The sequence below is a fragment of the Streptomyces sp. MUM 2J genome (assembly GCF_022414535.1).
Lineage (GTDB): Bacteria > Actinomycetota > Actinomycetes > Streptomycetales > Streptomycetaceae > Streptomyces.
In genome coordinates this window covers 108,299-122,342 of sequence record NZ_JADWYM010000020.1, presented here as the reverse complement: position 1 = coordinate 122,342, position 14,044 = coordinate 108,299, and the positions used below count along the sequence as shown (strand labels likewise).

General features: G+C 72.1%; 11 protein-coding genes. 4 read left to right on the top strand and 7 right to left on the bottom strand.

Annotated elements, in window-relative coordinates; all coding sequences use genetic code 11:
- Together I3F54_RS18085 and coxB are read right to left on the bottom strand one after the other, a co-directional pair.
- Window positions 1-592, bottom strand: a 592-nt coding sequence (locus I3F54_RS18085) for a cbb3-type cytochrome c oxidase subunit I (protein WP_240119844.1), incomplete at its 3' end; no start/stop codon positions are given.
- Window positions 589-1,548 carry a cytochrome c oxidase subunit II gene (gene coxB, locus I3F54_RS18080; protein WP_240119843.1) on the bottom strand — a complete coding sequence of 320 codons (960 nt, stop codon included), beginning with the start codon at window positions 1,546-1,548 and terminating at the stop codon, window positions 589-591. The genes coxB and I3F54_RS18085, both read right to left, overlap by 4 nt.
- Before the next feature lie 429 nt (window positions 1,549-1,977).
- Here coxB and I3F54_RS18075 point away from each other — a divergent pair, with 429 nt between their 5' ends.
- Entirely contained in the window at window positions 1,978-3,354 is a 1,377-nt protein-coding gene (locus I3F54_RS18075; protein WP_240119842.1) for a cysteine desulfurase/sulfurtransferase TusA family protein, read from the top strand.
- A gap of 50 nt (window positions 3,355-3,404) precedes the next feature.
- Here the strand turns inward: I3F54_RS18075 and I3F54_RS18070 are convergent, their stop codons facing one another.
- Window positions 3,405-4,379 (bottom strand): carbohydrate kinase family protein, encoded by a 975-nt coding sequence (locus I3F54_RS18070; RefSeq protein ID WP_240119841.1) that lies wholly within the window; start codon window positions 4,377-4,379, stop codon window positions 3,405-3,407.
- A 130-nt stretch (window positions 4,380-4,509) separates the two neighbouring features.
- Here I3F54_RS18070 and I3F54_RS18065 point away from each other — a divergent pair, with 130 nt between their 5' ends.
- Entirely contained in the window at window positions 4,510-4,731 is a 222-nt protein-coding gene (locus I3F54_RS18065; RefSeq protein ID WP_240119840.1) for a hypothetical protein, read from the top strand.
- 146 nt (window positions 4,732-4,877) lie between these two features.
- The gene (locus I3F54_RS18060) at window positions 4,878-6,671 is read left to right on the top strand and encodes a hypothetical protein (RefSeq protein ID WP_240119839.1); all 1,794 of its coding nucleotides are present in this window, start codon (window positions 4,878-4,880) and stop codon (window positions 6,669-6,671) included.
- Window positions 6,672-6,788: 117 nt separating this feature from the next.
- On the opposite strand, the gene I3F54_RS18055 is transcribed toward I3F54_RS18060, so the two are convergent.
- Window positions 6,789-7,145 carry an iron-sulfur cluster assembly accessory protein gene (locus tag I3F54_RS18055; protein ID WP_023551351.1) on the bottom strand — a complete coding sequence of 119 codons (357 nt, stop codon included), beginning with the start codon at window positions 7,143-7,145 and terminating at the stop codon, window positions 6,789-6,791.
- 265 nt (window positions 7,146-7,410) lie between these two features.
- Between I3F54_RS18055 and nadA the strand changes: the two genes are divergently transcribed.
- Complete coding sequence (nadA, locus tag I3F54_RS18050; protein WP_240119838.1) at window positions 7,411-8,595, top strand: quinolinate synthase NadA; 1,185 nt, start codon at window positions 7,411-7,413, stop codon at window positions 8,593-8,595.
- Window positions 8,596-8,677: 82 nt separating this feature from the next.
- On the opposite strand, the gene I3F54_RS18045 is transcribed toward nadA, so the two are convergent.
- From I3F54_RS18045 to I3F54_RS18035, 3 genes are all read right to left on the bottom strand, one after another.
- Complete coding sequence (locus I3F54_RS18045) at window positions 8,678-11,779, bottom strand: efflux RND transporter permease subunit (RefSeq protein ID WP_240119837.1); 3,102 nt, start codon at window positions 11,777-11,779, stop codon at window positions 8,678-8,680.
- A 336-nt stretch (window positions 11,780-12,115) separates the two neighbouring features.
- Window positions 12,116-12,799: a response regulator transcription factor gene (locus tag I3F54_RS18040; RefSeq protein WP_240119836.1), complete on the bottom strand. Its 684-nt coding sequence runs from the start codon at window positions 12,797-12,799 to the stop codon at window positions 12,116-12,118.
- Window positions 12,796-14,043, bottom strand: a complete 1,248-nt coding sequence (locus tag I3F54_RS18035) for a sensor histidine kinase (protein WP_240119835.1) — start codon at window positions 14,041-14,043, stop codon at window positions 12,796-12,798. Before I3F54_RS18035 ends, I3F54_RS18040 begins: the two co-directional genes overlap by 4 nt.
- Between the last annotated feature and the right edge of the window lies 1 nt (window position 14,044).

The following is a 14,044-nucleotide window of genomic DNA, read 5'->3' as shown; positions in this document are numbered from 1 at the left end:
TCGTGGTGATGAAGTTGACCGAGCCGAGGATCGTGCCGAAGCCGGAGAAGGCCAGGCCCATGATCCACATGTCGGCGCCGACGCCGGGCGAGCGGACCGCGTCCGACAGCGGGGAGTAGGCGAACCAGCCGAAGTCGGCCGCGCCGTCCGGCGTGAGGAAGCCGGCGACCGCGACCAGCGAGCCGAACAGGTACAGCCAGTAGGCGAACATGTTCAGCCGCGGGAAGGCGACGTCGGGGGCACCGATCTGGAGCGGCATGATCCAGTTCGCGAAGCCGGCGAACAGCGGCGTCGCGAACATCAGCAGCATGATCGTGCCGTGCATCGTGAACGCCTGGTTGAACTGCTCGTTCGACATGATCTGCAGACCCGGGCGGGCCAGCTCGGCGCGCATGACCAGAGCCATGACGCCACCGATGCAGAAGAAGACGAACGACGTCACCAGATAGAGCGTTCCGATGGTCTTGTGGTCGGTGGTGGTGAGCCACTTGACCACGACGTTGCCGGGCTGCTTGCGCCGGACCGGCAGCTCGTCCTCGTAGTACGGCTGTTCAGCCGTCGAGGCTCCCTGGGGTTCGTTGACGATGCTCACAGGTTGTTCGTCTCCCGGTTCTTCTCGTGGCTCGTCTGCGCGATGCCGGCGGGAACGTAACCGGTCTGCCCCTTCTTGGCGAGGTCCTTGAGATGCTGCTCGTAGCGCTCGGGGGAGACGACCTTCACGTTGAACAGCATCCGGGAGTGATCGACGCCGCACAGCTCGGCGCACTTGCCTCGGAAGGTGCCCTCCGCGTTCGGGGTCACCTGGAAGGCGTTGGTGTGGCCCGGGATGACGTCCTGCTTCATCAGGAACGGCAGCACCCAGAAGGAGTGGATGACGTCCCGGGAGGTGAGCACGAAGCGGACCGTCTTGCCCTTCGGGAGCCAGAGGGTCGGACCCGGGTTGTTGGTCTGCGGGTTCCGCTCACCCGGGGTACCGCAGGTGTAGACGCCGCCGGCGTTGTCGGGGAAGTCCTTCTTGTACCGGTCCGGAATGGCGTCCAGTTCCTTGGACGTCTTGGCGTCACCGGTGGAGCCGTCGACGTTCTCGATGTAGTTGAAGCACCAGCTCCACTGGAAGCCGACCACGTTGACCGTGACGTCGGGCTTCTTGTCGAGGCTGAGCAGCTTCGACTCGTCCCGGGCCGTGAAGTAGAACAGGACCGAGACGATGATGATCGGAACGACCGTGTACAGGGCCTCGATGGGGAGGTTGTAGCGGGTCTGCGGAGGAACCTCGACCTTGGTGCGGCTGCGCCGGTGGAAGAGGGCACTCCACAGAATCAGACCCCACACCAGCACGCCAACGGCGAGCGCGGCAGCCCAGGAGCCCTGCCACAGGGAGAGGATCCGCGGAGCCTCTTCCGTGGTCGGGGTGGGCATACCAAGGCGGGGGAAGTCCTTGTATGTGCAACCGGTTGCGGTCGCCAGGACCAGGCCCGCGGTCAGTGCCTGCAGCAGCTTCCGCCGCATCGGGCGCCGCGGCGAGCGGTCGGAGCCGTTGGGACTCACGTAGCGCCTTCCCGAGAGTCTCGCCCGCGCTGTACGGCTGCGGCCTGGCCTTCTCGCTGGTCGGTCGCCGCCCTGCGTCGGGCAGGGGTTTGGATGTTTATGCGGACCAAACCCTAGCCGACGCCCTTCGGGGGTTCGCGGGGAGGGGTGCCTACTGGGCGGGTTGGTTCGCTTGTTTGGCGGCCGAGGGTGGTCCGCCGCCCCTCGCGCGGCTCCCCGCTCCCCTGAACGGAGGTGCCCCGACCGGCCGTCTAGTGCCGCGGCAGGCAACGTTCGCCCGTCGAGGAGCGGCGTCCGGTGCGTGCTCCCGGCGTGCCGGCCGGAAGTCCTCGTACTGGGCGTACTCGGGCTTTCGGCCGGTGCGGCGGGAGCGCGTGCCGGGCGCCGCGACGGGGCGAACGTTGCCTGTTGCGGCACTAGCGTTGCCCCATGGCCTACTTCGACGCCGCTTCCGCCGCTCCCCTGCACCCCGTCGCCCGGCAGGCCCTGCAGGCGTCCCTGGACGAGGGATGGGCCGATCCCGCCCGGCTCCACCGGGAGGGACGCAGGGCGCGGTTGCTGCTGGACGCGGCACGGGAGGCGGCGGCGGAGGCAGTGGGATGCCGACCGGACGAACTGACCTTCACCCCCTCGGGAACCCGGGCCGTGCACACGGGGATCGCGGGGGCACTGGCCGGGCGCCGCCGGACCGGACGTCACCTGATCGTGTCAGCCGTCGAACACTCCTCGGTACTCCGTTCGGCCGAGTCGCACGAGGCGGACGGCGGGACGGTGACACGGGTGCCCGTGGACCGGGCGGGGGCGGTGGACCCCGCGGCGTACGCCGAGGCGCTGCGCCCCGGCACCGCGCTGGCGTGTCTGCAGTCGGCCAACCACGAGGTGGGCACCGTGCAGCCGGTGGCGGCCGTGGCCGAGGCGTGCCGGCAGGCCGGGGTGCCGCTGCTGGTGGACGCGGCGCAGTCGCTCGGGTGGGGTCCGGCGGAGGGCGCGTGGTCCCTGCTGGCCGCCAGTGCTCACAAGTGGGGCGGGCCGCCCGGGGTCGGGCTGCTGGTCGTGCGCAAGGGCGTGCGGTTCGCGGCCCAGGGGCCGGTGGACGAACGGGAGTCGGGCCGGGCACCCGGTTTCGAGAACATCCCGGCGATCGTCGCGGCGGCCGCCTCACTGCGGGCGGTGCGGGCGGAAGCCGCCCCGGGGGCCCGGCGGCTGCACGAGCTGACCGAACGGATCCGGGCGCGGGTGCCGCACCTGGTGCCGGACGTCGAGGTGGTGGGCGACCCTGTGCGCCGGCTGCCCGGCGTGGTCACCTTCTCGTGCCTGTACGTCGACGGGGAGACACTGCTGCACGAACTGGACCGGGAGGGTTTCTCCGTGTCCTCCGGATCCTCCTGCACCAGCAGCACCCTGACGCCGAGCCATGTCCTGAAGGCGATGGGCGTGCTCAGCGAGGGCAACGTCCGGGTGTCGCTGCCGCCGGGGACGCCCGCGGAGGACGTGGAGCGGTTCCTGGAGGTGCTGCCCGGCGCGGTGGCACGGATGCGGGAGAAACTGGGCGCGCCCGCCCCGGTGACCGTCGTGCGCCGGGACGACGTCGTGGTCGACGCGCTGGGCAAGCGGTGCCCGATCCCGGTCATCGAACTGGCGAAGGTCATCGGTGACGTCCCCGTGGGCGGCACGGTGCGGGTGCTGTCCGACGACGAGGCGGCCCGCCTCGACATCCCCGCGTGGTGCGAGATGCGGGGCCAGGAGTACGTGGGCGAGGAGCCGGCCGGGAAGGGCACGGCGTATGTGATCCGCCGGACGGGGTGACCGGCCCGGGGGTGCGGGGGCCGGCCGGCTCCCGCACCCGGGTCCGGGGCTCAGGCCAGGTGCGCGCGGACCTCGGTGGCGGCCTCGTCGCCGTACGCCTTGGTGAACCGCTCCATGAAGTGCGCCCGGCGCAGCTGGTACTCCTGCGTCCCCACCGTCTCGATGACGAGGGTGGCCAGCATGCAGCCGACCTGGGCCGCGCGCTCCAGGGAGACGCCCCAGGCGAGGCCGGACAGGAAGCCGGCGCGGAAGGCGTCGCCGACGCCCGTCGGGTCGGCCTTGCGCTCCTCGTCGGGGCAGCCGACCTCGATCGGGTCCTGGTCCCGGTGCTCGATGCGCACGCCGCGCGAGCCGAGGGTGGTGACGCGGTGACCGACCTTGGCGAGGATCTCGTCGTCCGTCCAGCCGGTCTTGGTCTCGATGAGGCCCTTCTCGTACTCGTTGGAGAACAGGTACGTGGCGCCGTCCAGCAGGACCTGGATCTCCTCGCCGTTCATACGGGCGATCTGCTGGGAGAAGTCGGCGGCGAAGGGGATCCCCCGGGAGCGGCACTCCTCGGTGTGGCGGAGCATCGCCTCGGGGTCGTCGGCGCCGATGAGGACCAGGTCGAGGCCGCCGACGCGGTCGGCGACCGTCTTCAGCTCGATCAGGCGGGCCTCGCTCATGGCACCGGTGTAGAACGAGCCGATCTGGTTGTGGTCGGCGTCGGTGGTGCACACGAAGCGGGCGGTGTGCAGCGTCTCGGAGATGCGGACCGAGCCGGTGTCGACGCCGTGCCGGTCCAGCCAGGCCCGGTACTCGTCGAAGTCGGAGCCGGCGGCACCCACGAGGAGGGGACGGGTGCCCAGCTGGCCCATGCCGAAGGCGATGTTCGCGCCCACACCACCGCGCCGGACGTCCAGCGTGTCGACCAGGAAGGACAGCGAGACCGTGTGCAGCTGGTCCGCGACGAGCTGGTCGGCGAAGCGCCCGGGGAAGGTCATGAGGTGGTCGGTGGCGATGGAGCCGGTGACTGCGATGCGCACGGCGTGGACTCTCCTGTGTGGAGGGGGATTGACAGTTCACGCTACCCGGTCACGGCACGCGCCTGAAGTGAACGAAACTACCCGATAGTAGATCTTTCTTCGCAGGCCCGGCCGTGTCTACGGTTCCGGTATGACGAACCTCGAGTTCTCCTCTCCGGCGTCAGCGTCCGCCCCCGCCGACCCGGACGGCGGTCTGGCGTCGCTGCGCGGCGACTGCGCGCGCATGGTCCCGCACTGGGCGGCTCCCGACCGCACCGCCTCCCGGCCCGTCTCGCCACTGCTGATCCACGGCGTCAGGGTGCCGGCGCGCTCGGCCCGGATGCTGGAGGCGATGTCCGACTACGGGGACTGACCCGGGAAGGGAACCGTGCGCTCCCCTGCCGCGTCCCATCGCCGTCCCCCGAGAAGGGGATACGGCATACGACCCGTCGGCTCTCATTTTTGACAGGGCCGGGTCAGGGTCACCGGGACAGCTGTGCGGCCGAAGGAGCGAATGCGGTGAACACCGAGCGACCCGACAACGACGACCTGGGCGCCGAGACCTCCGAGGGCCCGGCCGGGGAGGCCGCCGCCCGGAAGGCCCCCGGCACCGACGACGGGACACCGGCCTCACCGGACGCCACCGGCACCGCCACCGGCACGGAGGAACCGGCCCCGCAGGACGCCACCGGCACCGGCACCGGGGAAACCGCCTCGTCGGACGCCACCGGGGAGCCCGCCCCCCGGGCCGCTGCCGAGGGGCACGCCGCGCAGGACGTCACCGGGGCCGGCGGCGAAGCGCCCGGCGCACGGTCCGGTCGCCGGCGCTCTCCGGCGGTCGTCGCCTCGGTCACCGCCGCGGTGCTGCTGATCGGTGGCGGCGGGGCGTACCTCGCCGCCACCGCGACCGGCGGCACGGGCGGCGCGGGCAGCTCCGGCGGCGTGGGGTCGCCGAGCCCCGGCGGCAGCCTCGCGCCGCTGGTGCTGGACGGCTACTCGGAGAGTGCCGACGGCGGTACGGACGGCACGGAGGGCCCGAACGGCATCGCCCCCGGCGAGCCGAACCCCTACGGCGTCACCTACCGGGCGGACGGCCCGCTCCCGGACGGCCCCGGTTCGGCACCGGTGTACTGGGCGCGGGGCGAGGTGACCGAGGCCGAGGTGGCCAGGCTGGCGGCGGCGCTCGGCATCGACGGGACACCCGTGGCCGAGGGGCAGACCTGGCGGGCCGGGCAGGGCGAGGACGGCCAGGGCCCCATGCTCCAGGTGAACCGGAAGGCTCCGGGGGCGTGGACATTCAGCCGCTACGCCCCGGGCACCGACGACTGCACCGGCGGCAAGCCCGTGTGCACCGCCGCCCCCACGTCCCCGACCACCGATCCGGTGGACGTGGAGGCCGCGAAGAAGGCCGCGGCGCCGGTGCTGAAGGCGGTGGGGCAGGACGACGCCAAGATCGACGCGAGCCAGGTGATGGGTGCGCGGCGCGTGGTCAACGCCGACCCGAAGGTCGGGGGGCTGCCCACGTACGGCTGGACCACCGGGGTGATCGTCTCCGCGCAGGGCGAGGTGGTCGGCGGCAGCGGCCAGCTGAAGGCACCGGTGAAGGGCGACACGTATCCGGTCGTCGACGCGGAGACGGCGCTCGACGCGCTGAACGCGGCGCCCGGCACGCACCACCGCATGGGGATCGGCGGATGCGCCAGCCCGGTCCCGCTGAAGGACCGGCTGGAGCAGCCGTGCGGTTCCTCGACGGCGCTCCCCGCGCGGCAGACGCTCACGGTGGAGGACGCGGTGTTCGGGCTGGCGAAGCGCTACGCCGACGGGCGGCAGGCGCTGGTGCCGTCCTGGCTGTTCGAGGTGCGCTCCCCGGGGGCCGAGGACGCGTTCACGGTGACCTACCCGGCCATCGAGCCGCGGTATCTGAGCGCGCCGTCCGGGACCCCGACCGAGCGGCCCAGCCCGCGGCCGACCGGCCCGGGTGACGAGCCGACCGCGGCGCCCGCCCCGCGCGACGTGGCGGTGGACGGCTACACCGCCGACGGCAGGGACCTGACCGTGCGCTTCACCGGTGGGGTGTGCGCGGACTACGAGGTGAGCACCGCGGAGAGTGCGGCGCAGGTGAAGGTGACCGTCACCGAGAAGCCACGGCCGGGCCGGGTCTGCATCATGATCGCGAAGATTTACCACCGCACGGTGCAGCTGGACGCTCCACTCGGTGACCGGACGGTCGTGGGATCGGACGGCCACGCGATCCCGCCGGAGAAGCCGGGGGCGCGACTGCCGGCGAAGGTGACGGCCTCGCCGGTGCGGTAGCCGGCACCACGCCGGGGCGGTCGGCTCCGCACCGGGCGGACGCGGCGGCCCCGGACGGCGGGAGGCGGCGGCCCCGGAGGGGGCCGCCGCCTCTTGGTGCCGTCCGTGCCGGCCGGCTCAGCTGAAGGAGTCGCCGCAGGCGCAGGAACCCGTGGCGTTCGGGTTGTCGATCGTGAAGCCCTGCTTCTCGATCGTGTCCACGAAGTCGACGGTGGCACCGCCGAGGTACGGAGCGCTCATACGGTCGGTGACGACCTTCACCCCGCCGAAGTCCTTCTCCACGTCGCCGTCGAGGGAACGCTCGTCGAAGAAGAGCTGGTAGCGCAGGCCGGAGCAGCCACCGGGCTGGACGGCGACGCGCAGCGCGAGGTCGTCGCGGCCTTCCTGGTCGAGCAGGGCCTTGACCTTGGCCGCGGCGGCGTCGGTCAGGATGATGCCGTCGGTGACGGTGGTGGTCTCGTCCGATACGGACATCTACATCTCTCCCGGGTTGTACGGAGACTGCTTGCCGACGGTTGCAACCGGCGGGGCCGCGGATTCATTCCGGGCCGGCGCTCGTCGTGTCGCCGGTTTCTTCATGCTCGCACACACGGGGCACAGCGGACAGCGACCTGTGGACGGGCCCACCACTTCGGCACCGGGATTCATGTCACATCGACACTATGGCCATCGTCAAAGTGACGTGAACCGGTTATGATAGATAGCGTCAGATCGACGAAAAGTAGAAAGGGTGCGTGTCGTGACCACCGCCCACACCACGGAGCTCGACGTGCAGCCGACTCCGCTCGCCCTGCTGCTGCTCGGCCGCGAGGCCGACCCGAGGAGCGAGCGGGGCGTCGAGTGCCCCGGCGACCTGCCCTCGCCCTCCGATCCCGACCTGGTCGAGCGCGCCCGTGCGGCCAAGGAGAGGCTCGGTGACAAGGTCTTCGTCCTCGGCCACCACTACCAGCGCGACGAGGTCATCCAGTTCGCCGACGTCACGGGCGACTCCTTCAAGCTGGCCCGCGACGCAGCCGCGCGCCCGGAGGCCGAGTACATCGTCTTCTGCGGTGTGCACTTCATGGCGGAGTCCGCGGACATCCTGACCGGCGACGACCAGAAGGTCGTCCTGCCCGACCTCGCCGCCGGCTGCTCGATGGCCGACATGGCGACGGCCGAGCAGGTCGCCGAGTGCTGGGACGTGCTGACCGAGGCGGGCATAGCCGACCGGGTCGTCCCCGTCTCGTACATGAACTCCTCGGCGGACATCAAGGCGTTCACGGGCAAGCACGGCGGCACGATCTGCACCTCCTCCAACGCCGAGCGGGCCCTGGAGTGGGCCTTCCGGCAGGGCGAGAAGGTCCTGTTCCTGCCCGACCAGCACCTCGGCCGCAACACCGCCGTCCGCGACATGGGCATGGCCCTGGACGACTGCGTCGTCTACGACCCGCACAAGCCGAACGGCGGGCTGACCGCCGACGAGCTGCGCGCGGCGAAGATGATCCTGTGGCGCGGCCACTGCTCGGTGCACGGCCGCTTCAGCCTGGACTCGGTCGACGACGTCCGCGAACGCATCCCCGGTGTGAACGTCCTCGTCCACCCGGAGTGCCGGCACGAGGTCGTCGCCGCCGCGGACTACGTCGGCTCCACCGAGTACATCATCAGGACCCTGGAGGCCGCCCCGGCCGGCTCCAAGTGGGCCATCGGCACGGAGCTGAACCTGGTCCGCCGCCTGGCGAACCGCTTCGCCCCCGAGGGCAAGGAGATCGTCTTCCTCGACCGCACGGTCTGCTTCTGCTCCACCATGAACCGCATCGACCTGCCCCATCTGGTCTGGGCCCTGGAGTCCCTGGCCGAGGGCTCCCTGGTCAACCGCATCGAGGTCGACAAGGAGACCGAGGCGTTCGCCAAGCTGGCGCTGGAGCGGATGCTGGCCCTGCCGTAGTCACGGCACCGGGACAGGGCGAGGGGGCCGCACGTTCGGGTGCGGCCCCCTCGCCCGTCCGGCCGGCCTGCGCCGGCTCCGGCTAGACCTGTGCCGGCTCCGGGTCCGGCGTGGACGGCTCCTGCTTCGCCCGCCGCTTCGCCGCGCGCCTGACCGCCCGGCGCTCCTTGCGGAGTTCCAGCATGGCGTAGAGCGTGGGCACCAGCAGCAGCGTCAGCAGCGTCGAGGTGACCAGGCCGCCGATCACCACGACCGCCAGCGGCTGGGCGATGAAGCCGCCCTCGCCGGTGACGCCCAGGGCCATCGGGAGCAGGGCGAAGATGGTCGCCAGGGCTGTCATGAGGATCGGTCGCAGACGGTGGCGCCCGCCCTCGACCACGGCCTCGACCACGCCGTGCCCCTGAGCGCGGTACTGGTTGATCAGGTCGATCAGCACGATCGCGTTCGTCACCACGATGCCGATCAGCATCAGCATGCCGATCATCGCCGGGACGCCCATCGGGGTGCCCGTGGCGATCAGCAGGCCGAGCGCGCCCGTCGCGGCGAACGGGATGGACACCAGCAGGATCAGCGGCTGCGCCAGGGAGCGGAAGGTGGCCACCAGGAGCATGAAGACGATCGCGATCGCCGCCAGCATCGCCAGGCCCAGGTTCTTGAACGCGTCGTCCTGGTCGGAGGTGACGCCTCCGATCTCCGCCGTCGCGCCCGCCGGCAGCTTCAACGCGTTCAGCTCGGCCGTCAGGTCGGCGCTCACCGCGCCGGTGTTGTCGCCCTTCGGCTTGGCGGTGATGGTGGCCGCACGCTGACCGTCGATGCGGGTCATCGACACGGGGCCGTCCACCAGCCGCACGTCGGCGACGTCGCCCAGCCTCACCGCGCCCAGCCGCAGGTCCCGCAGCTGCTGCAGCGACCGCACCGGGTGCGCCGACGTGATGACGACGTCCCTCTCGGTGTCGCCGAGGACCGCCTTGGCGGCCGGGGTACCGCGGACCGCCTGCGCGACCGCCAAGCCGAGCGTCTGGTCGGTGAAGCCGGCCGCCGCGGCCTTGCCGCTGGCCTTCACCGAGATGCGCGGCACGCTCTGCGACAGGTCGCTGGTGACGTCGGTGACGTCGTCCAGGCCCGCGACCGCCTTGCGGACCTGCTCGGCGGCCGTGCGGAGCACCTCCCCGTCCGCTGCCTTGACGACCACGCGCAGGTCCTGGTTGCCGAAGCCGTCACCGGCCGCGACGGTCGTCGTGCCGATGCCGTCCAGCTGGCCCAGCCCGGCCTCGATGCGCTCCTGGACGTCCTCGTGGTCCGCGGAGTCCTCCAGCATCACCTGGTACGACGCCTGGTTGGTGTCCGTGCCGCCGCCGAAGGCCGCCATGAAGCCGGAGGAACCGACGGTGACCTGGTAGTCCCTGACCCCCTTGACCGCGGCGAGCACCTTCTCGACCTTCCGCGCCTGGGCGTCGGTCGCCGCCAGGCCGGTGCCCGGCGGGAGCTCCTGCCGGACGGTGAGGACCTTCTGGTCGCCCGGGTCGAAGAAGTTGGTCTTCAGCAGCGGGGCCATGCCGAAGGTGCCGACGAGGACGACGACCGCGATCAGCACGCTGGTCAGGCGGCGGCGCGTGGCGAAGCGCAGCACGGGGACGTAGAAGCGCGTCAGGCGGCTGTCGGCCTCCTTCCGCTCCGCCCGGCGGCGGGCCTCGGTCGCGTCCGCGGGCGTGCCCTTGGGCGGGCGCAGGAACCAGAACGAGAGCACCGGCACGACCGTCAGCGACACGACCAGCGAGGCCAGCAGCGCCGCCGTCACGGTGATGCTGAAGGAGCCGAAGAGTGCCCCCACCATGCCGCCGACCAGGCCGATCGGCAGGAAGACGGCGACGGTGGTGAGGGTGGAGGAGGTGACCGCGCCCGCGACCTCGCGGACCGCGGCGAGGATCGCGGCCTGGCGCTCCTCGCCGTAGCCGAGGTGCCGCTTGATGTTCTCCAGGACGACGATGGAGTCGTCGACGACCCGGCCGATCGCGATCGTCAGCGCGCCCAGCGTCAGCATGTTCAGCGACAGGTCGCGGGTCCAGAGCACGATCAGCGCCAGGACCACCGAGAGCGGGATGCTCACGGCGGTGACGAGCGTGGAACGCACCGACGCCAGGAAGACGAGGATCACCAGCACGGCGAAGAGCAGACCGAGCGCGCCTTCCGTGGTCAGTCCGGAGATGGCCTTCGACACGGCCGGCCCCTGGTCGCTGACGACGGTGAGGGTGGCGCCGGAGCCGAGGTCCTCACGCAGACCGGGCAGCTTGTCCTGGACCGCGTTCGAGATGGCGACCGCGCTGCCGTCGTGGTCCATGGTGACCATCACGGCGAGACTGGGCCTGCCGTCGGTGCGGGTGATGGAGTCGGCCGGGGCCTCCTCCTGCTTCACCTCGGCGACGTCGCCCAGCCGCACCGGCTTGCTGCCGCGCACGACCAGGTCCTGGATCTGCCGCACCGACGTGAAGCCGCCGCCGACCCGGACGGTGCGGTTGGCACCGTCCTCGTCGAAAGAGCCCGCGGGGACGGTGGCTCCGCCCGCCTGGAGGGCCTGGGCGAGGGACTGGGGGGTCAGACCCGCCTTCGCCAGTGCGACGGCGTCGGGAGTGACGGCGACCCGCAGGTCGCGCACCCCGTTCACGGCGACCCGGCCGACGCCGTCGATGTCCTTCAGGGCCGGTACGACGGTCCGGTCCAGCTGGTCGGCCAGCGCCTGCTGGTCCTTGTCGGAGGTGACGGCGAGGACGACGGTCGGCATGTCGTCGGTGGAACCGGCCACGACCTGCGGGTCCACGCCGTCGGGGAGCCTGGCCCGGGCGCGGTTGACGGCCTGCTGCACGTCGGCGACGAGCCGCTGGGTGTCGTTGCCGTAGTCGAAGGAGGCCACGATCACGGCGTTGCCCTCGCTCGCCGTGGAGGTGACGCCGGTCAGGCCGTCGACGCCTTCGAGGTTGTTCTCGATCGGCTCGACGACCTGCTTCTCCACGACGTCCGGGGAGGCGCCCCGGTAGGGCGCCAGCACGGAGACCATGGGCAGATCGATGGTGGGCAGCAGCTGCTGTTTGAGCTGCGGGATCGCGATCGCGCCGAAGACCAGCGCGACGATCGACACCAGGCCTATCAGGGCCCGTTGCGCGAGGCTGAAGCGGGACAGCCGGGACATGGACAGGGTCTCTCTCTCTTCTGTGAGCGGCAGAAGTGGTGGCCTCTACACCCTGTTGCATCGTCGGGTGCTGTTCCGTAGCCCCCAGGTCCATTTCCTTATGTGACACCTACTCCGGGCGCAGTACGGGCCGGTGGGTGCAGTCACCCCGTGGACGGACGGGGCCGGAGGACACCTGCCGCCGCCGGGGTCCGCCACGCGCCGGATCCCCGGCCACGAGCGGGGCGGGAGATGGTCCGACCGGGCGGCCGGCGGGCTCTCCCCCTCCGGTCCCGGCTCCGGACCTCAGCGGAAAGGCCTCCGGCGCGCCGGAGGCGGCGTCTCCCTGCCGCGGCGTCACTCCTGCCGTGGGCGCACCAGGCCCGACTCGTACGCGATCACCACCAGCTGGGCCCGGTCCCGCGCGCCCAGCTTCGCCATGGCCCGGTTGACGTGGGTCTTCACCGTCAGCGGACTGACCTGGAGGCGCTCGGCGATCTCGTCGTTGGAGTGGCCGCCGGCCACCTGGACCAGTACCTCGCGCTCGCGCCCGGTGAGCGCGGCCAGCCGCTCGGAGCGGGCCGGGTCCCCCTCGCCGTCACCCGGGTCCCCCTGGGCGAGGAAGCGGGCGATCAGGCCCTTGGTGGCGGCCGGGGAGAGCAGGGCCTCGCCGCCGGCCGCCACCCGGATGGCGTTGAGCAGTTCCTCCGGTTCGCTGCCCTTGCCGAGGAAGCCGGAGGCGCCCGCCCGCAGCGACTGCACGACGTAGTCGTCGACCTCGAAGGTGGTCAGGATGACCACGCGGACCTCGGACAGGGACGGGTCGGCGCCGATCATGCGGGTGGCGGCGAGGCCGTCGGTGCCCGGCATGCGGATGTCCATCAGGACGACGTCGGCACGCTCCTGCCCGGCCAGCCGCACCGCCTCGGCGCCGTCGCAGGCCTCGCCGACGACCTCCATGTCGGGCTCGGAGTCGACCAGCACGCGGAACGCGCTGCGCAGCAGCGCCTGGTCGTCGGCGAGCAGGACGCGGATGGTCATGCGGTCTCCCCCGGTTCGCCCGGCGCTGCCGTCCGGGTCGTGACCGGCAGGATCGCATGGACGCGGAAGCCCCCTCCGTAGCGGGGGCCGGTGGTGAGGGTGCCGCCGAGCGCGGTGACGCGTTCCCGCATGCCGAGCAGCCCGTGCCCCCCGCCCCGCTGCGTGCCCGGGACCGGAGCCGGACCGCCGTCCTGCGCGGCACCGTCGTCCAGGACGCTGATCTCGACCCGGGGCCCCACCCGTACGACGCTGACCTCGGCCTTCGCCGCGGTACCGGCATGCTTCTGCACGTTGGTCAGGGCCTCCTGGATGACGCGGTAGGCGGCCAGGTCGACGGCGGCCGGAAGGGTGATGTCCGGATCGGTGCGGAGGACCTGGACGTGGAGACCGGCGCTGCGGAAGGTGCCGGTGAGTTCGTCCAGCCGCTCCAGGCCGGGGGCCGGCTCGGTGGGGGCCTCCGGGTCGCCGGACTGGCGGAGCAGGCCGACGGTGGCGCGCAGTTCGTCGAGCGCGCTGCGGCTGGCCTCGCGCACATGGGCGAGGGCCTCCTTGGCCTGGTCGGGCCGCCTCTCCATGACGTGCGCGGCGACACCTGCCTGCACGTTGACCAAGGCGATGTGGTGGGCGACCACGTCGTGCAGGTCGCGCGCGATGCGCAGCCGCTCCTCGGCGACGCGGCGGCGGGCCTCCTCCTCGCGGGTGCGCTCGGCGCGCTCCGCCCGCTCGCGGATGGCCTGCACGAAGGCGCGGCGGCTGCGCACGGCGTCGCCGGCGGTGGCGCCGATGCCCGTCCAGGCGAGGAGGGCGAGGTTCTCCTGCGCGTACCAGGGCAGCGGGCCGGCGAGCATCGCGGCGCCGGTCAGCACGGTCATGGTGAGCAGGCCGGCCCGCAAGGCGGTGGGGCGGTCGGTGGTGGAGGCGACCGTGTAGAGGGCGATGACGGCGGCCATCGCGACGGGGGCACGCGGGTCGCCGGTGACGCTCTCGACCAGGGAGAGGGCACCGGTGAGGGCGAGCACGGTCAGCGGGGCGCGTCGGCGCGGGACCAGCGCGGCCGCGCCGAGGGTCATCAGGACCAGGCTGAGCAGGTCGGGGGTGCGCACACCCCAGGTGACGCCGCTCTCGCCGTGCGGCCCGGCGAACGAGCCGGTGACCATGCAGGCGAGCACGACCGCCGCAAGCGCCGCGTCCAGCGCAAGGGGGTGTGCTCCCAGTCGGCATCGGGCGCGGTCGAGGGTGCTCACC

Excerpts from the sequence above, each read along its gene's own strand:
- I3F54_RS18075 (WP_240119842.1), top strand. The coding sequence starts at position 1,978 with ATGGCCTACTTCGACGCCGCTTCCGCCGCTCCCCTGCACCCCGTCGCC.
- I3F54_RS18065 (WP_240119840.1), top strand. The coding sequence starts at position 4,510 with ATGACGAACCTCGAGTTCTCCTCTCCGGCGTCAGCGTCCGCCCCCGCC.
- I3F54_RS18055 (WP_023551351.1), bottom strand. The coding sequence starts at position 7,145 with ATGTCCGTATCGGACGAGACCACCACCGTCACCGACGGCATCATCCTG.
- I3F54_RS18045 (WP_240119837.1), bottom strand. The coding sequence starts at position 11,779 with ATGTCCCGGCTGTCCCGCTTCAGCCTCGCGCAACGGGCCCTGATAGGC.
- I3F54_RS18040 (WP_240119836.1), bottom strand. The coding sequence starts at position 12,799 with ATGACCATCCGCGTCCTGCTCGCCGACGACCAGGCGCTGCTGCGCAGC.